At 70.8% G+C, this 16,280-nt stretch carries 20 protein-coding genes; 5 read left to right on the top strand and 15 right to left on the bottom strand.

Features of this window, described 5'->3' with window-relative positions; translation table 11 throughout:
• Window positions 1-15: 15 nt before the first annotated feature.
• From EL288_RS12530 to EL288_RS12500, 7 genes are all read right to left on the bottom strand, one after another.
• Window positions 16-792, bottom strand: coding sequence for a lipoate--protein ligase family protein (locus tag EL288_RS12530; protein WP_003811306.1), 777 nt, complete (start codon window positions 790-792; stop codon window positions 16-18).
• A complete protein-coding gene (locus tag EL288_RS24395; RefSeq protein WP_023852802.1) occupies window positions 789-1,064 on the bottom strand; it encodes a hypothetical protein in 276 nt (91 codons plus the stop codon). Before EL288_RS24395 ends, EL288_RS12530 begins: the two co-directional genes overlap by 4 nt.
• Window positions 1,065-1,078: 14 nt before the next feature.
• The gene (locus tag EL288_RS12520; protein WP_003811308.1) at window positions 1,079-1,543 is read right to left on the bottom strand and encodes a GNAT family N-acetyltransferase; all 465 of its coding nucleotides are present in this window, start codon (window positions 1,541-1,543) and stop codon (window positions 1,079-1,081) included.
• A gap of 11 nt (window positions 1,544-1,554) precedes the next feature.
• Entirely contained in the window at window positions 1,555-2,256 is a 702-nt protein-coding gene (locus tag EL288_RS12515) for a glutathione binding-like protein (RefSeq protein WP_033450941.1), read from the bottom strand.
• Between the two features lie 109 nt (window positions 2,257-2,365).
• Window positions 2,366-2,866, bottom strand: coding sequence for a glutathione peroxidase (locus EL288_RS12510; RefSeq protein ID WP_003811310.1), 501 nt, complete (start codon window positions 2,864-2,866; stop codon window positions 2,366-2,368).
• 82 nt (window positions 2,867-2,948) lie between these two features.
• On the bottom strand, window positions 2,949-4,127 hold the full coding sequence (locus EL288_RS12505; RefSeq protein WP_003811311.1) for a DUF1501 domain-containing protein: 1,179 nt from the start codon (window positions 4,125-4,127) through the stop codon (window positions 2,949-2,951).
• 23 nt (window positions 4,128-4,150) lie between these two features.
• On the bottom strand, window positions 4,151-5,743 hold the full coding sequence (locus EL288_RS12500) for a DUF1800 domain-containing protein (RefSeq protein ID WP_126621954.1): 1,593 nt from the start codon (window positions 5,741-5,743) through the stop codon (window positions 4,151-4,153).
• A 175-nt stretch (window positions 5,744-5,918) separates the two neighbouring features.
• Between EL288_RS12500 and EL288_RS12495 the strand changes: the two genes are divergently transcribed.
• The 3 genes from EL288_RS12495 (at window position 5,919) to arsC (ending at window position 8,292) form a co-directional block, all read left to right on the top strand.
• A complete protein-coding gene (locus EL288_RS12495; protein WP_003811313.1) occupies window positions 5,919-6,254 on the top strand; it encodes a tetratricopeptide repeat protein in 336 nt (111 codons plus the stop codon).
• Between the two features lie 187 nt (window positions 6,255-6,441).
• On the top strand, window positions 6,442-7,890 hold the full coding sequence (locus EL288_RS12490) for a CoA transferase (RefSeq protein ID WP_003811314.1): 1,449 nt from the start codon (window positions 6,442-6,444) through the stop codon (window positions 7,888-7,890).
• A gap of 57 nt (window positions 7,891-7,947) precedes the next feature.
• Window positions 7,948-8,292 carry an arsenate reductase (glutaredoxin) gene (gene arsC, locus EL288_RS12485; RefSeq protein WP_003811315.1) on the top strand — a complete coding sequence of 115 codons (345 nt, stop codon included), beginning with the start codon at window positions 7,948-7,950 and terminating at the stop codon, window positions 8,290-8,292.
• A 106-nt stretch (window positions 8,293-8,398) separates the two neighbouring features.
• Here the strand turns inward: arsC and EL288_RS12480 are convergent, their stop codons facing one another.
• The 3 genes from EL288_RS12480 to EL288_RS12470 form a co-directional block, all read right to left on the bottom strand.
• Window positions 8,399-8,938: a peroxiredoxin gene (locus tag EL288_RS12480; protein WP_003811316.1), complete on the bottom strand. Its 540-nt coding sequence runs from the start codon at window positions 8,936-8,938 to the stop codon at window positions 8,399-8,401.
• Between the two features lie 92 nt (window positions 8,939-9,030).
• A complete protein-coding gene (locus EL288_RS12475) occupies window positions 9,031-10,227 on the bottom strand; it encodes a YXWGXW repeat-containing protein (RefSeq protein WP_126621953.1) in 1,197 nt (398 codons plus the stop codon).
• A 182-nt stretch (window positions 10,228-10,409) separates the two neighbouring features.
• On the bottom strand, window positions 10,410-10,814 hold the full coding sequence (locus tag EL288_RS12470; RefSeq protein WP_003811318.1) for a DoxX family protein: 405 nt from the start codon (window positions 10,812-10,814) through the stop codon (window positions 10,410-10,412).
• Between the two features lie 204 nt (window positions 10,815-11,018).
• Here EL288_RS12470 and EL288_RS12465 point away from each other — a divergent pair, with 204 nt between their 5' ends.
• Both EL288_RS12465 and EL288_RS12460 read left to right on the top strand, forming a co-directional pair.
• Window positions 11,019-12,056 (top strand): M4 family metallopeptidase, encoded by a 1,038-nt coding sequence (locus EL288_RS12465; protein WP_003811319.1) that lies wholly within the window; start codon window positions 11,019-11,021, stop codon window positions 12,054-12,056.
• A complete protein-coding gene (locus EL288_RS12460) occupies window positions 12,053-12,376 on the top strand; it encodes a protealysin inhibitor emfourin (protein WP_003811320.1) in 324 nt (107 codons plus the stop codon). Before EL288_RS12465 ends, EL288_RS12460 begins: the two co-directional genes overlap by 4 nt.
• Before the next feature lie 2 nt (window positions 12,377-12,378).
• Here EL288_RS12460 and EL288_RS12455 read toward each other — a convergent pair whose 3' ends face one another.
• From EL288_RS12455 to ptsJ, 5 genes are all read right to left on the bottom strand, one after another.
• Window positions 12,379-13,266, bottom strand: a complete 888-nt coding sequence (locus tag EL288_RS12455; RefSeq protein WP_010926674.1) for an aldo/keto reductase — start codon at window positions 13,264-13,266, stop codon at window positions 12,379-12,381.
• Window positions 13,267-13,298: 32 nt separating this feature from the next.
• Entirely contained in the window at window positions 13,299-13,724 is a 426-nt protein-coding gene (locus tag EL288_RS12450) for a universal stress protein (protein ID WP_003811322.1), read from the bottom strand.
• Window positions 13,725-13,795: 71 nt separating this feature from the next.
• Window positions 13,796-14,341, bottom strand: coding sequence for a hypothetical protein (locus EL288_RS12445; protein ID WP_225665619.1), 546 nt, complete (start codon window positions 14,339-14,341; stop codon window positions 13,796-13,798).
• Between the two features lie 49 nt (window positions 14,342-14,390).
• On the bottom strand, window positions 14,391-14,897 hold the full coding sequence (locus EL288_RS12440) for a hypothetical protein (protein ID WP_003811324.1): 507 nt from the start codon (window positions 14,895-14,897) through the stop codon (window positions 14,391-14,393).
• A gap of 38 nt (window positions 14,898-14,935) precedes the next feature.
• A complete protein-coding gene (ptsJ, locus tag EL288_RS12435; RefSeq protein ID WP_126621952.1) occupies window positions 14,936-16,267 on the bottom strand; it encodes a MocR-like B6 salvage transcription factor PtsJ in 1,332 nt (443 codons plus the stop codon).
• Between the last annotated feature and the right edge of the window lie 13 nt (window positions 16,268-16,280).

Here is a 16,280-nt window from a genome sequence, read left to right as displayed (position 1 = left end):
AGAGGGCGGAAGGCATCAGGGAACGAGGGCAGTCCATTCGGGGCTGGAGAATTTTTCCTCGGCCTGGCGTTGCGCCGCCTGCAGGGTGGCCGCGCCGATCTCGGCGGGCGTCAGGCGGCACATGCCGGCAAAGGTCTGCAGCATGCGTTCGATAATGGTATCGCGAGCCAGGCCGGTCTGGCTGCGCAGCGGGTCCACGCGCTTCCTGGCGCTGGTCGTGCCCTTGTCGGACAGCTTCTCGCGGCCGATGCGCAGCACCTCGACCATCTTGTCGGCGTCGATGTCGTACGACATGGTGACGTGATGCAGCACCGCGCCGGCGCGGCGCGCCTGGGCGGCGCCGCCGATCTTGCCCGCGTCCGAGGCGATGTCGTTGAGCGGCTGGTACCAGGCCTTGATGCCCAGCTCGTGGAGGGCGCGGATGACCCAGGCATCCAGGAAGGCATACGATTCCTGGAAGCTCATGCCGGCCACCAGCGCCTGCGGCACGCTCAGCGAATAGGTGATGGTGTTGCCCGGCTCGACGAACATCGCGCCGCCGCCGCTGACGCGGCGCACCACGGTCACGCCGTGGCGGCGCGCGCCGTCGGGGTCCACCTCGTTCCTGAGCGACTGGAAGCGCCCGATGATGACGGCCGGCTGCGACCATTCCCAGATGCGCAGCGTGGGCGGACGCTGGCCCGCGCCGACCTCGTCGGTGATGGCGGCGTCCAGCGCCATGTGCAGCGCCGGCGGCAGCGGGCCCGGGTGGATCAGTTGCCAGTCGTAGTCGGTCCAGGCGGTGCGGTTCATGACAGCGCCCTCTGCACGACCACGGCCACCGCCTCGGGGCTGAAGCCGAACAGCTCGGCCTCGGCCGGCAATGCAGCGCGCACGGCCTGCGCGATGCCTTCGGCGCCGGCGTCGGCCGGCAGCCCGTCCAGGCCGCGGTTGATGGCCTCCAGCGCCTCGGGCGGCTCGAGGAAGAAGTCGCCCGACAGGCGCACCTGGCGCAGGCGGCCCTGCGCGACCTCCAGGTCTATGACGACCAGCTTGCCGCCGGGAACTTTGTATTCGCCATGCATGGCCGGGATTCCTTTCATGCCAGGTCCAGTTTCATGCCCTCGTGCGTGGCCTTGAAACCCAGGGATTCATAGAAGCGCCGGGCGTCGGCGCGCTGCTTGTCGGTGGTCAGCTGCACCAGGCCGCAGCCCTTGTCGCGGCACTGGGCGATGGCCCACTCGAACAGCGCGCGGCCGGTGCCCGCGCCGCGCTCGCTGGCCGCCACCCGCACGCTTTCGATCTGCCCGCGCCACAGGCCGCGGCGCGACAGCCCGGGAATGAAGCTGAGCTGCAGGCAGCCGATGATCTGGCCGGCGCGCTCGACCACCGCCAGGAACTGGTTGGGATCGCGGTCGATGGCGCCGAAGGCCGCCAGATAGGCCGGCTGCGGCGGCATGGTCGGGTCTTCGCGCTGCTGGCCGAAGGCGTCGTCGGCCAGCAGCGCGATGATGGCCGGCAGGTCGGTCGCGGCGGCGCGGCGGAAGCTGAGCGTGGCGGTCATGGCGGCCTCGCTCAGCGGCGCACGTTGGCGGCGGTCTGGCCGAACAGCACGCGGCGGGACTCCTCGGTGTCGACCGACGGCTTGGTGTTGATCCGGTCGGCCAGCGCGTAGGCGCGCTGCGTGGCCGGGCGGGCGCCGATGGCCTCGAACCAGCGCTTGAGGTTCGGAAACTCGTTCAGGTCCTGGCCCTGGCGCTCGTGCGGCACGATCCAGGGATAGGCCGCCATGTCGGCGATCGAGTAGTCGCCGGCGACGAACTCGCGCTGCGCCAGCTGGCGGTCGAGCACGCCATACAGGCGGTTGGTTTCCTTGACGTAGCGCTCGATGGCGTAGGGGATGCGCTCGGGCGCATAGGCCGAGAAGTGGTGGTTCTGGCCGGCCATGGGGCCCAGTCCGCCCATCTGCCAGAACAGCCACTGCAGCACGTCGGCGCGCCCGCGCAGGTCGGCGGGGATGAGTTGGCCGGTCTTCTCGGCCAGGTACAGCAGGATGGCGCCGGACTCGAACAGCGGGATCGGCGCGCCGCCATCGGCCGGCGCCTGATCGACGATGGCCGGGATGCGGTTGTTGGGCGCGATGGCCAGGAATTCCGGCTGGAACTGCTCGCCCTTGCTGATGTTGACGGGGTGTATGCGGTAAGGCAGGCCGGTCTCTTCGAGAAAGAGCGTGATCTTGTGGCCGTTGGGAGTCGTCCAGTAGTAGAGATCGATCATGGCGCGTCCTGAGCGAATGCCGGGCGGAGCCGGCGGGCAGCCGTCATGATAGCGGGTCGCGCCGCGCGGGCGCGCCATGTCCACGTCAGCGGGTCGGGCAGGGGCGCCGCTAGGGCGTCGGGCCGGGCGCGGCGCAGGCGCGCGCGATGTCGTGGCGCAGCGATTCGGGCGTGTGGGCGGGCGCGTAGCGCCGCAGCGGCAGGCCGTCGCGCCCGACCAGGAATTTGGTGAAATTCCATTTGATGGCGCGGGTGCCCAGCAGGCCGGGCTTGCGTGCCTTCAGCCAGCGGTACAGCGGGTGGGCGTGGGCGCCGTTGACGTCGATCTTGGCGAACAGCGGGAAGCTGATGGCGTACTGGGTTTCGCAGAACTGCGCGATGGCGGCCTCGTCGCCCGGCTCCTGGCGCCCGAACTGGTTGCACGGAAATCCCAGGACGACAAAGCCTTCGTTGCGGTACGAGCGGTACAGTTCTTCCAGGCCCGAGTACTGGGGCGTGAACCCGCAGCGCGAGGCGACATTGACCACCAGCGCCACCTGGCCGCGAAAATCGGCCAGCGCGCGTTCCGCGCCCGTTATGGTGGGGGCGCTGAAGTCGTACATGGTGTTCATGCAGGCTCTCCAGGGGGACGGTTCAGGCCGCAGCGGCCTGCGTGGCCAGTGTAGCGCCAGCGCGCCGTCCGTGGCGTGCGCGTCAGACCAGCTTGAGGTCGAGCGGACGCGCGCCCGGAAACACGGCCTGCAGGCGTTGCGCGTCGAGGCCATACAGGCGGCCGAACAGGCCCGCGAACAGCGCGCGGTAGTCGGTCAGCACGGGGTAGTCGCGATCCTGGAACAAGGTGTCGCGCTTGACCGCCACCTGCTCGCCGGCGATGCGTCCGCCGCGCACCCCGCCGCCCAGCACCCAGTACACGCTGCCATGGCCGTGGTCGGTGCCCTTGTTGCCGTTCTCGCGCAGGGTGCGGCCGAATTCGCTGATGACGACCACGGTGGTATGGCGCCAGGCCGGGCCCATCGCCTGCGCGTAGGCGGCCAGCGCGCGTCCCAGCTGGCCCAGCTTGGTGGCCAGCACGCCGTTGGCCGCGCCCTGGCCGACGTGGGTATCCCACCCGCCCACGTCCACGAAGCCGAGGTTGTAGCGCTCGGCCATGAAAGTGCCGATGCGGCGCGCCTCCTGCTCCAGTTTCTCGGTGCTGCCGGCACCGCCGTTGGCCTCGCGCATTTCGGCCTCCAGCGCGGCGCGCGCCTGGCCCATGGCGGCCAGGCCTTCGTTGACCGAGGCATCCAGGCCGGTGCCCTGGTACATCTGGGCGATGGCGCTGCTGCTGTCGGCCGTCAGGCGCGACTTGCGCTTGGCCCCGCCCAGGTCGATATTGGGCACGCGCGCCTGGCCGCGGAAGATCTGCGGCACGTCCTCGGTGAAGGCCGCCGGCCTGCCGGCCTTGCCGTCGAGCTGGGCGGCCAGCCGGTTGAGAAAGCCGGAGGCGGGCGCGGCGCCGCTGCCGCCGGCGCGGCCCAGCTCGATGCGGTTCTGGGTCTCGAAGTGGCTGCGGCTGGCGTCGTCGGTGCCGGCGAAAGGAACGAAGGCCAGCTCGCCGCGTTGGTAGAACGGCAGCAGGCTGTCCTTGACGGCCGGGTGCAGGGCCCAGCCGTCGGACAGCGCGGCGGCGGCGTCGCGGGCAATGGCGATGTGCGGACGGGACTCGTAATAGAACTCGCTGGTCGTGGGCACGAGCAGGCTGGCGGCGTCGTAGGCGCCGCGCATGAACACCACCAGCAGGCGGGTGTCGGGCGGGCCGGCGGCCAGCAGGCGGGTGCCGTACAGGGTGAGCGGGGCGGCGGCGGCCAGTTTGAGCAGTTGGCGTCGGTGCATGGCGATTCCTGGAATGCGGGCGTTCAGCGGCGCATGAATTCCGGCGAGGCCAGCAGGTAGGTATTGGCGTCGCGGACGTTGGGGGCCGATTCGATGGCGCGGCGCGTGGCCGGCGACAGCGCCGAGAACGGCCCCGCGCCGGCGCCATAGGCCTGGACCAGGGGCGGCAGGGGCGGCACGCGCGGCCTGTCGTCGCGGTCGGCGCGGTAGAAGGTCGCGGGCGCGGCGGCAATGGCGCGCGCCGCCTCGAAGCGCGTGGTCATCTGTCCGGAACCGGCCCAATCGGATTCGTTCATGGGATAGCCGTCCGGCGTCAGCCGCTGGTAGAGCGGCTGGCCCATGCGCTTGAGCCAGTCCAGCGCGGCGTCGGGATTGCGCAGCGGTCCCCTGCCGTCGTAGGCCAGGCGCAGGGCCGAGTACAGGTAGTGGGCCGGGTCCTTGAATTTTCCGCGCGCCAGCGAAGCCTCGAATTCGGGCGACTCGAACATGGCGGCCAGCGTGGCGGCGATGTCGCCGTCGCTGCCCTGGAACGCGCGCGCCATCCGCTGCACCAGCGCATCGGGCGGCTGGTCGGCCACGAAGTACTGCGCCAGCTTGCGGCTGACGTGGCGGGCCGTGGCGGGATGGCGCGCCAGCAGGTCGAGCGCCTCGTCCAGTTCGGCCAGGCCGCGCCCGCCGCGTATGGTGTGGCCCAGCACGGTCTTGTCGCCGTGGTCATGGCGCCCCGGTTCGAACAGGAACAGGCCGTCTTCGACCAGCTGCTCGCGCTGTGCGGGCTTGACGCGCGGCGCCTCGCCGGTCTGGTTCAGGCCCACGCCCGTGAGCACGCGCGCCAGTTCCTGCACGTCGCGCTGGCTGTAGCCGCCTTGCACGCCCAGGGTGTGCAGCTCCAGCAGTTCGCGCGCGTAGTTCTCGTTGATGTGGCCGGCGCTGTTGCGGATGTTGTCCAGGTAGATCAGCATGGCGGGCGAACGGGCGGTGGCGGCCAGCAGGTCGCGGAACTTGCCCAGCGCATGCGGCCGTATGGCCTGGTCTTCGTAGGCGTCGAGCACCGTGCCGACGTTGGCCTTGCCGGCGTAGACGCTGAAGTGGTTCATCCAGAACCAGGTCATCTGCTCCTGCAACTGGTTGGGGGAATAAAGCGCCAGCCAGACGGCGCGCTGCATGGTTTCGTTGGCGCGCTGGCGCGACACCATGCGGTTCTCGCGCGAGGCCGCCAGCTTGCGGGCGGGGTCTTCGATCTGGCGGATTTTCGCGGTCCGCGCGCGTTGCGCCAGCAGCGCGTCGCGCGCCGGCACGCGCGTGATCGACAGCGCGTCGATCCGGGCCTGCACCGCCGGCGGCAGCGCGGCCGGCCGCGGCCGCAACTGCTCCTGCAGATAGACGGTCCAGCTCAGCCGCTGCGCGCGGGCCAGTTCGGCGGGGGTGACGCCCCAGCTGACGCGGTCGACCTGGGCGGCCAGGCGTTGCGGGCCGGCCGGGGCGGCTTGCGCGGCGGCCGGCGCGGCCGGCGCGCTGGCGGCGGCGCCGGCCAGCAGGGCGGCGCAGGCCAGCCGGCGCCAGACTTTCATCCACGATGGAAACAGCACGATCGATGGCACAGTGGGTTCCTGCATTGTTCAGGTATCGGATCGCACTATGGCGGAATAATTCGCCCTGCACATCGATTTGATACGCACCGACACAGACGGTTTTCCCCTGTCGGAACGCGGACATGCGGGCGTCGCGGCGGGAGCTGGCCTATCATGAACGAACGCGGCGCCCTGGGGCGCCTTTGCCGGAGAGGCCCTTATGCAAGCCATGACCGAGCGCCTGGAAGCCATGCTGGCGCAGGGTACCGACAACATGTTGTTGCGTTTCACGCTGGGCAAGACCTACGCCGAACACGAACAATTCGACGCGGCCTTGCCGCACCTGCGCGCGGCGCTCGATTTCGATCCCACGTACTCGGTCGCCTGGAAGTGGCTGGGCAAGACGCTGCAGGGACAGGGCGACCGCGCCGGCGCGCGCCAGGCCTGGGAAAGCGGACTGGCGGCCGCGCAGTCGCGCGGCGACCAGCAAGTGGTCAAGGAATTGCAGGTTTTCCTGCGGCGATTGGCGCGCGAAGACGCGCAGCACGGCGGCTAGGGCGCGGCGACCGCGCCACACCCTATGTAAAATTTACAAACAGATGTGACGCCGGCGCCATGGACGCGGCCAGTGGCGCCCGCCGGCGCGGTCAATTCGTGAAACACCGTCGCGGCGCCCGCATCTTGACGCAACCCAGGGCTGGACATGTAATCGCCTCATCAGCTCGTGAGCACCGAAGACTGCAATGGGAAACCTGAAGGATCTCCACCCGCCCGTGGCGCGAGGGCAAGCACATACCGCCAAGGGGGCCCGGGTAGCCCTGCAGAACCTGTGGGGCGCCGCAGGCCTGCCCGACGAGGCGCTCGACCACGTCGAGCTGCATGGCGCCGAGCCGGTGCTGCCCTCGTCGTTCGCCGTCGGCACGGCCGCCCAGGCCAGCATCGCGGCCGCCGCGCTGGCCGCGGCCGAGATCTGGCATCTGCGCGGCGGGCAGCGCCAACGCGTGGCGGTGGACATGCGCCACGCGGCGCAGGAGTGCCGCAGCTACTTCAAGATCAACGGCGTGACGCCCAATATCTGGGACAAGATCACCGGCGTCTACCCATGCGGCGACGGCGGCTGGGTGCGCATCCATGCCAATTTCCCGCACCATCGCGACGGCGCGCTGGCGCTGCTGGGCTGTCCGCCCGGCGAGGCCGCGACCCGCGAAATGGTCGAGCGCGCCTTGGCGCGCTGGCGCGCGGGCGATTTCGAGCAAGTCGCCGCCGATGCCGGCATGGTGGTCGCCGCCATGCGCAGCTTCGATCAATGGGACCGCCATCCGCAAGGCCTGGCGACCGCTTCGCAGCCGGTGGTGCGCATCGAACGCATCGACAACGCCGATCCGCGGCCTCTGCCCAAGTACGGGCACGAGGCCACGCCGCTGCAGGACATCCGCGTGCTCGATCTCACGCGCATCATCGCCGGCCCGGTATGCGGACGCGCGCTGGCCGCCTACGGCGCCGACGTGATGCTGATCAATTCGCCGCATCTGCCCAATATCGACAACATCATCGACACCAGCCGCGGCAAGCTGTCGGTGCACGCCGACCTCGAGACCGCCGACGGCCGCATTGCGCTGGGCAATCTGTTGCGCAGCGCGCATGTGTTCGTGCAGGGCTACCGGCCCGGCGGCCTGCAGGCGCTGGGTTTCGGCCCGGAGGACGCCGCGCGCATCCGTCCCGGCATCGTGTACGTGTCGCTGTCGGCCTACGGCGATAGCGGTCCGTGGGCCGGCCGGCGCGGCTTCGACTCGCTGGTGCAGACGGCCACCGGCTTCAACCATGCCGAGGCCCAGGCGGCCGGGCAGGAAGCCCCCAAGGCCATGCCTGTGCAGATCCTCGATCATGCCAGCGGCTACCTGATGGCCTTCGGCGCGCTGGCCGCGCTGGCGCGCCAGCGTATCGAGGGCGGCAGCTGGCACGTGCGCGTGTCGCTGGCCAGCACGGCGCGCTGGCTGCGCGAGCTGGGACGCGTGCCCGACGGGCTCGCCTGTCCGATGCCGCCGATCGAGGAGCTGCTGTATGCCGAGGAGTCGGGGTTCGGCGAGCTGACCGCCGTGCGCCACGCGGCGCAGTTCTCGTTGACGCCGGCGCGCTGGACGCGGCCGGCCATGCCACCGGGTTCGCACCCGACCGTGTGGCCGTTTCGCTGAATGCAGGCGGCCGCGGGTAGACTATAGGGTGGCCTGATGTTCCACCGAGGAGTCTGCATGTCTGCCACCATCTACCACAACCCGCGTTGCAGCACGTCGCGCAACGTGCTGCAAATGCTGCGCGACGCGGGCATCGAGCCCACCATCATCGAATACCTGAAGACGCCGCCGTCGCGCCAGACGCTGGCCGGCCTGATCCAGCAGTCCGGGCTGAGCGTGCGCGAGGCGGTGCGCGCCAAGGAGCCGATCTACCAGGAACTGGGCCTGGACGGCGTGGACGACGAGGGCCTGCTCGATGCCATGGTCGACAACCCCATCCTGATCAACCGGCCTTTCGTCGTCACCGAGCGGGGCGCGCGCCTGTGCCGCCCGGCCGAGAGCGTGCGCGAAATCCTGCCGTAGGCGGCGGCTTCAGAACCTGCGCGCCCGATTGAGGGCGAGTGATTGCGGCCTGGCGCGGCAAGACGCGCCAGGCCGCTTTCGTTGACGGCCGGATGCGCGCGGGCGTCTATTTCTTCCTGGCCTGCCAGTCGCGCAAGGCCTGCAGGGTGTTGGCGACGTGGCGGTCCGGGCTCATGTCCGTGAACTCGTAGACGATGCGGCCCTGCGGCGATATCACGTATGAAATGCGCTGGGCGTATTCGGGCCGCCTGTCGTGCACGGCATCGTAGGCCTTCATGATGGCGCCGTCTGCATCGGCGGCCACCGGAAATTTGCCGCGGCATTCGCTGACCGAGAATTTGCGCAGGGTTTCGATGTCGTCGCCGGAGACGCCGATGACGGTGGCGCCCAGCGCCCGATACTGGTCGATGGCCTCGGCGAAATTGCGGGCCTCGATGGTGCAGCCCTGGGTGAAGGCCGCCGGATAGAAGTACAGCACCACCGGCCCCTGGCGCAGCGCCTGCGCCAGTTCGAAGGTGAAGGTGTTGCCGCCTTGCGAAGCCTGCGCGCTGAAATCGGGCGCGGGCGCGCCCACCGGCAGGGCGGCGTGCGCGGCGGGCGCCGCGATGGACAGGAGGGCGGCCAACAGCAGTGCGGGGCGTGACATGATGAACTCCGGATGGGCAGGGCCCGGCGAGGCGGGCCGATGCCCTTACTGTAGCGGCCTCGCGGCGGATCGGTCCAGCAGGACGGAAGGACCTAGCCGTCGCGCCCGCGTCCGCCGCCGTTGCCGCGCTCGCCCGGGCCGCGTTCGGCCTTGCCCCCGCCGTCCTGGCGGCCAGGCGCGCGCGGCTGCGAGGCGGCGCGCTCTGCCTGGGGGCGCGATTCGGCGCGCGGCGCCGGCGCGGGGCGCGATGACCGCTCGGGAGGGCTGCCGGCGTCGCGCCGCGGTTCGGCCGGCCGCGCGCGCTCGGGGCGCGGCGCGTTGTGCTGGCGCGGGGCGCTTTCCTGGCGCGGCGTGCTTTGGTTGCGGCGGACGTTTTCCTGGCGGGTATTTTCCTGGCGCGCGCCGGCCTGGCGCGGGACGCTGTCCGGGCTGGGGCGCGCGTCCCGGCGCGGCGCGGAAACATCGCCGGCGCGCGGGCCGCCTTGTCCGGCCGGCCCCCGCGCACCGGGCGCAGGCGCGGCCTGGTCGCGGCCGCGCTCGGACAGCGGGTGTTCGAGCGCGGTGCGGGCCGGGCCGCGGCGCGCGCCGCCGTCGAATTGGGCGCGGTCACGGCCGGCCTGGCGGGCGTGGTCGCGTTGCATGTCGGTGGGCGGCGTGTGGCGCTCGCGCGCGGCGGCCATCTCGCGCGGGTCGGCGCGCCGCTGGATGCCGCGCGGTCCGCCGTGGTAGCCGACGCGGCTCCTGTCGATGTGCTGGACGACCACCCTGCGTTCGTAGACGTGGGTGACGCGCGTGATGTTCACATTGGTGACGGCGCGGTTGTAATAGAAGCGGTCGCGGTTCCAGTAGCCGCCTACGTAGCCGAAGCCGATGTAGCCATAGCCGTAGTTGATGCCGCCGTAAAAGCCGATGTGCGGACCCCAATAGCCGCGCCGCCACCGGTAGTAGCCGGCATCGTAGGCCCAGTAGCCCGGCGTCCACAACGCGCCCGGGTAGGGCGCCAGCATCCAGACGCCGGGCACCCAGTAGAACCCCAGGGCGTTGAGCGCCCAATAGCCCGGCACCCAGATGTAGCCGTCGCCCGGCACGGGCGGTTGCTGGTAGACCGGCAGGGGCGGCGGGGCCTCGCGGGCCACTTCGACGGGGGCCAGGTTGGCGGCGGCGGGGTCGCCGCCGGCGGGCTCGTCGTAGGCCGGTTCAGGGTCGTAGCCGACCTGCGCCAGGGCAGGTGGCGTACTCACGCCCAGGGCCAGGGCCAGGGCGGCGAGAGGGGCTTTGGCAGTATGCATGGCAATCCGCCGCGAGCGGCGTCCATAAATCCCGATGTCAGGATTAGGCCGTCGTTTCGGCCTTGGGGTTCGCCAGCGTAACGGGTTGGAAACACAACAAGCGTGACAGTTGATTACCAAGCGTCCAAAAAAAACAGGGCCGCCCGAGGCGGCCCTGCGATCGCGGCGCGGCGGCGCGGCGCTTAGTTCCAGCGACCGCCCGACCCGGCCAGGCTGAAGCGGCCCGCGCCCATGAAGGCCAGGGCGAGCGCGCCGAACAGGAACATGCCCTGCAGCTCCAGGGCCCAGCCGCCGGTGTTGCTGATGGAGAACAGTTGGCCCATGTGGGCCAGCAGAATGGCCACCACCATGTTGAGCACGACCAGCAGGGCGCCCAGGCGGCAATAGATGCCCAGGATGATCAGCAGGGGGCCGACGATTTCGCCGACGTAGGCGAAGTAGGCGAGGAAACCGGGCAAGCCATGCGAAGACAGCATGCCGGCGATGCCGCCCACGCCGCTGCTCAGTTTGGCCAGACCGTGCATGATGACCAGAATGCCCAGCGCAAGGCGAAGAATCAGCTTGCCGGCGTCGTCAGATTTAATCATGGGGATCTCTATGTTCCAGAAGTTGATCGGCGTACAGGAGCGTAAGGGGCAAGAAAAAGAGTTAGGAAAACTTCCTTACAAGCGCGCTAATTATTGCAAATTCCGCGCAGAATACAAGAGTGAATAGGTAGGATAAAGTTGCTGGAATGGGACGCGCGCCCGTGGCGAGAATCGGGCGCCCCGCAGCCTGGCAGGAGGAATGCGATGAAGCGACCTACCTCGAAAGCCGCGCGCCCGAGCGTGGTGCCGCCTTACTTGCTGGACCGGCTGGCGCAGGCGGCCGACGCGCGGCTGAGCGCGCGCGCCGTCAACACCTTGCGCATCGACACCAGCCAGCGCGCCGTGCGGCTTGCCGCGCCGCCGGCGCCCGCGTCCGCGCGCCCGCCCGGGCAGGTCGACAGGCAGGTGCACGATGCCGGCGGCGGCCTGCAATTGCCGGGCGCGCTGGTGCGGTCCGAAGGGCAGCCCGCGCATGCCGACGTGGCGGTCAACGAGGCCTACGATCATCTGGGCGCGACCTATGCGCTGTTCTGGCAGGCCTACGGCCGCCATTCGCTCGATGGCGCGGGGCGGGCGCTGGTGGCCAGCGTGCACTATGGCGAGGAATACGACAACGCGTTCTGGAACGGCGCGCAGATGGTGTTCGGCGACGGCGACGGCGACGTGTTCAACCGCTTCACCATCGCGGTCGATATCGTCGCCCACGAACTGACGCACGGGGTGATCGACCACGAAGGCGGCCTGCGCTACGAAGGCCAGTCGGGCGCGTTGAACGAATCCCTGTGCGATGTGTTCGGTTCGCTGGCCAAGCAGCATGTGGCGGGCCAGCGCGCCGACCAGGCGGACTGGCTGATCGGGGCGGGGCTGTTCACCGCCAAGGTGCGGGCGCGCGCGCTGCGCTCGATGGCGCAGCCCGGCAGCGCCTACGACGATCCCCTGCTGGGCCGCGACCCGCAGCCGGGACACATGCGGGACTTCGTGCAGACCGGCGAGGACAATGGCGGCGTGCATATCAATTCCGGCATTCCCAACCGTGCATTCCATCTGGCCGCCACCGCGCTGGGCGGCCATGCCTGGGAGGTGGCCGGCCGGATCTGGTACGACACCTTGCGCCTGCCGGCGCTGACGCCGCAGGCCGATTTCGCCCTGTTCGCGCGCCTGTCGGTGGAACAGGCCGGCCGCCATGGCGCGGCCCAGGCGGCGGTGCGGCAGGCCTGGACCGATGTAGGGGTACTGACATGATTGCGCTGCCATCGCTGGAGCAGGCCGCGGAAGTGCGCGTGTCGCGCCAAGGCGGCGTGGCGTTCGTGCCGGCCCTGGTCCGCACCCGGCGCTTCGAGCTGGGGGCGTGCTCGGCAACCCTGCGCGCGCAGATCGATGCCGCCCTGCACAGCGCGGCCGGACAGGCGCGCGATGCATGCGGGCAAGGAGACCAGCGCTATTTTCGCGTCGAGGTGCATTTTGGCGCCGGGTCGCGCGCCGAACCCTTGCGTTTCGACGTGCCCGAAGAGCTGGCGCCGCACGACCTGGTATGGCTGTGGCGCAGCGCGCCGGCGCGCTGAGCCTAGGCTTTGTCGTTCCAGAATGACAGCGGCGGCGGCGCCGCCATGCCGGCGGCCAGGTTGTCGCGCATGTGGGCGGCCCGGCCGGTGCCGGGTATCGCGCAGGTGACCGCGGGATGGCTGAGCACGAACTTCAGCAACACTTGCGCCCAGCTGGTTGCGCCGATGTCGGCCGCCCAGGACGGCAGGGGCCGGCCGGCCAGGCGGCGCAGCAGGCCGCCGCCGCCAAACGGCCGGTTGACCAGCACCGCCACGCCACGGTCGGCGGCCAGCGGCAACAGGCGCTGCGCGGCCTGGCGGTCGTCCAGCGCATAGTTGATCTGCAGGAAGTCCAGCCGCTCGGCGCGCAGCACCGCCTCGACTTCGTCATACGCGCTCGCCGTGTAATGGCTGATGCCGACGTAGCGGATGCGGCCGGCGGCCTGCCATTCGCGCAGCACCGGCAGGTGGGTGCGCCAGTCGAGCAGGTTGTGGATCTGCATGAGGTCGATGCGCTCGCCGCCCAGCTGGCGCAGCGACGCCTGCATTTGCGCCAGGCCGGCGGCGCGGCCGCTGGTCCACACCTTGGTGGCGACAAAGGCGCGCTGGCGCAGGCCGGCTTCGGCCAGCAGCCGGCCGGTGACGGCCTCGGCGCGTCCGTACATCGGGGAGCTGTCCAATACCGTGCCGCCGGCGGCGAACAAGGTCCGTACGACCTCGCCGAGGGCGTCGTACTCGGCCGAGGGCCGGGCGACGTCGAAACCGATGTAGGTTCCGCAGCCGATCACGGGCAGCGGGGAGCCGTCGGCCGGGACCGGCCGCGTCAGCAGACTGGGCGCGGCCGGCACGCGCGGGGCGGCCAGGCCGAGGGCAGCCGCGCCGGCCAGGCGCAGGAAGCGCGCCCGGCTCATGGGCAGGTACTCGGCCGGGCGGGGCGCGGGACCTACTTCACCAGCGTGATCGGCACGTCGGCCAGGTGGATCACCTTGCGCGCCACCGATCCCAGCAGCAGGCCGCCGACCGCGCCCAGGCCCCGGGTGCCCATGACGATACGGTCGCACTGTTTCTCCTTGGCGTAGTTGGCGATGGTCTCGCCGTACTGCCCGGTGCGCATTTCGGATTCGAACGGGATGCCGGACTCGGCGACGACGGGCAGGACGGTGGCCAGGGCGGCTTCGCCTTCGGCCTGGTAGTAGCTTTGCAGCTCGTTGTGGCGCAGGAACATCTTGGCGTGGCCGGAGATGAGCGGCAGCTGCACGTTGAGCAGATGCAGCTGGGCGCCCTTGCTGTCGTTGGCGACCTTGATGGCTTCACGCACGGCGCGCACGGCGCATTCGGAACCGTCCACGGGAACCAGGATTTTCAGCATATCAGCCTCTGTGTTGAGAGTTGTCCATGGTTCAGCATAGGTTATCGCCTTTTTCAGCGCATTGACAGGAATCAATCCTGGTCGCGGCGCCTGCGTTGCCTGGCGCCCAGCAAGGCGCCCAGGCTCATGCCCACCAGCGCCAGGGCGTAATCGGCCAGCGCGACGCGCAGGTGGGTGGCTTGCGCTTCGGGGGGCAGACAGGCGTAGGACAGTCCGTGGCGGTCGAACCAGACTCCCGGCGCGAGCTCGGCCGGCCGGCCATCGGGCGGCAGGTGGGCGCGGGCGCGGTTGTACAGGCCGAGGTTGCAGCCCAGCGGCGTGGCGGCATCGATGGCGGCGAGCTGGGCCGGCGTGCATTGCTGCAGCCAGGTCGTGGCGGCGGCCAGCAGCAGGAATGCCAGTGCGGCCACGGCCAGGGCCGCCACCCGCGCGCGCGGGGCCAGGCGCGCCAGCACGGCGCCGGCGGCCAGGGCGCTGAGCAGGGCGAGAAAGAATGTGAGGCTCACCCGGCCGATGGGCAGCCGCTGCTGCACGGCCGGCGCAAGGTGGTTGGCCAGGATGGCATGGAGCGCGGCGCCCACCACGCCGGCCAGGCCGATGCGGGAGAACTTCGACATGGCGCGCACTATATATGAGGGCCCGATCGCGAATCGCTGGAACAGCAGGCTAAATCGGCCGTTGCGCCGGGTCATCGGGGGGCGGCGACAAGGGGGCGATGGCCGCCGGGTGCAGGCAGGCATCCACCGAGCACGGGCCCGGGCCGTGGCACCACAGCAGCGCCAGGCAGGCCAGCCACAGGGCCGAGGGCAGGGGTATCCAGAGGCCATGGGCCGGCAAGGCCAGTGCGACGCCGGCGATATGGGCGGCGGTCATGCCGGCGGCGGCGATGCGGGTGGAGGCGCCGGCCATCAGCAGCACCGCGCAGCCCGCTTCGAATGCGGCGTAGAGCGCCAGCGGCGTGGCGCCGGCGGCCACGCCATCGAACAGCGGGCGAACCGGCCGCAAGTCGACCAGGTAGCGCCAGGCGCAGAACAGTCCGCTTATGCCCATGCCCACTCGCAGCGACAGGACCGTGGCCGCCCAGGCCAGGGACAGGAGCCGGTGCGGGCGGGGGGCGAGAGAAGAGAGGCTGGTGCGCGACATCTGAGGGCGTTCGGAAAATAACCGCCCCATTATGGGAAGTCGCCTGGTTGATGTGGTCAGGACTTTATTTACAGAAGCGTAGGATATTTCTTAAGTCCGTCCCGCGCGTCCAGGCACAGCCGCAGGTCGCGCGCCAGGCGGCGCGCCGTGGCGTGCTCCAGCGTGGCGATGGTGATGCGCAGGCCATGGACGTCCTGGCGTACGCCGAAGGACCTGCCGTTGCGCAAGCGCCAGCCGCGATGCGCGAGCTCCAGCAGCAGCGCGGGGCTGTCCTGGGCCAGCGGCACCCACAGGTTCAGGCCGTCGGCCGGCCACTGCGCGGCGATCCCTTCGGCGCGCAGCGCGTCGGCCAGCCAGGCGCGCCGTTGGGCGTAGGCCCTGCGCGCCTGGGCCATCTGCGCTTGCACCGGCGCGGATGCCAGGCAGCCCGCCACGACGTCCTGTAGCAGGTGGCTGACCCAGGTCGTGCCGCTGGCCAGCCGCAGGCGCAGGCGCCGCGAGGTGTCGGGATCGCTGGCGACGAAGGCCAGCCGCAGGTCGGGCCCGAGCGCCTTGGAAACCGAGCGCACCAGGGCCCAGCGCAGGGCGGCGGCGGGAATGGGGCTGTGATAGGGCGAGGCCGACAGGTGGGCGAAGTGGTCGTCGGCGATGACCATGACATGCGGGTAGCGTTGCAGCACCTGGCGCAGCGCCCGCGCGCGGGCGCGGGTGAGGCTGGCGCCGGTCGGGTTCTGTGCGCGGGGTGTCAGCAGCACGGCCTGCGCGCCGTCGGCCAGCGCGCGCTCGAGGGCGTCGGGCAGCATGCCGGCGGCGTCCAGCGCCACGCCCTCGGCGCGCAGGCCCAGCGCGCGCAGCGCATTGATGCTGCCGAGAAAGCCCGGAGCCTCGACCGCCACCGTGTCGCCCGCGGCGAGGTTGGCGCCCAGCAGGCGCTCGATGGCGTCGATGGCGCCGTGGGTGAGATCGACCTCGAAGGCGGCCGGGCAGTCGCCGGCATACCACTGGCTTGCATAGGCCTGCAGGCGCGGGTCGACCGTGGCTTCGCCGTACAGGCGCGGCGGGCTGGCGCGTCCGGCCATGATGGCCAGCGGATCGGGCAGGCGGGCGGGGTCGGGGTTGCCGCTGGCCAGGTCGATCAGGGGCGAACCGGGATGCGCGCCGTCCTGCTCGCCCGGCTCGGACGGGCCGCGGATGATGGTGCCGCGCCGGCCCTGGCTGAGCGCCAGGCCGGCGCCGACCAGCCGCTTGTAGGCGGCGGCCACGGTATTGCGATTGACCCCCAGCGTCTGCGCCAGCTCGCGCACCGGGGGCAGCGCCTGGCCGGGCAGCAGGCGGCGCGCCTGCGCCAGCTGGCGCACGCTGTCGAAGATCTCGGCCGCGCTGGCGCCGGTGATGCTCATCTGGCCTGGGTCG

This window comes from Bordetella bronchiseptica, from assembly GCF_900636925.1.
GTDB lineage: Bacteria > Pseudomonadota > Gammaproteobacteria > Burkholderiales > Burkholderiaceae_B > Bordetella > Bordetella pertussis.
This window is presented reverse-complemented; position numbering and strand designations above follow the sequence as displayed.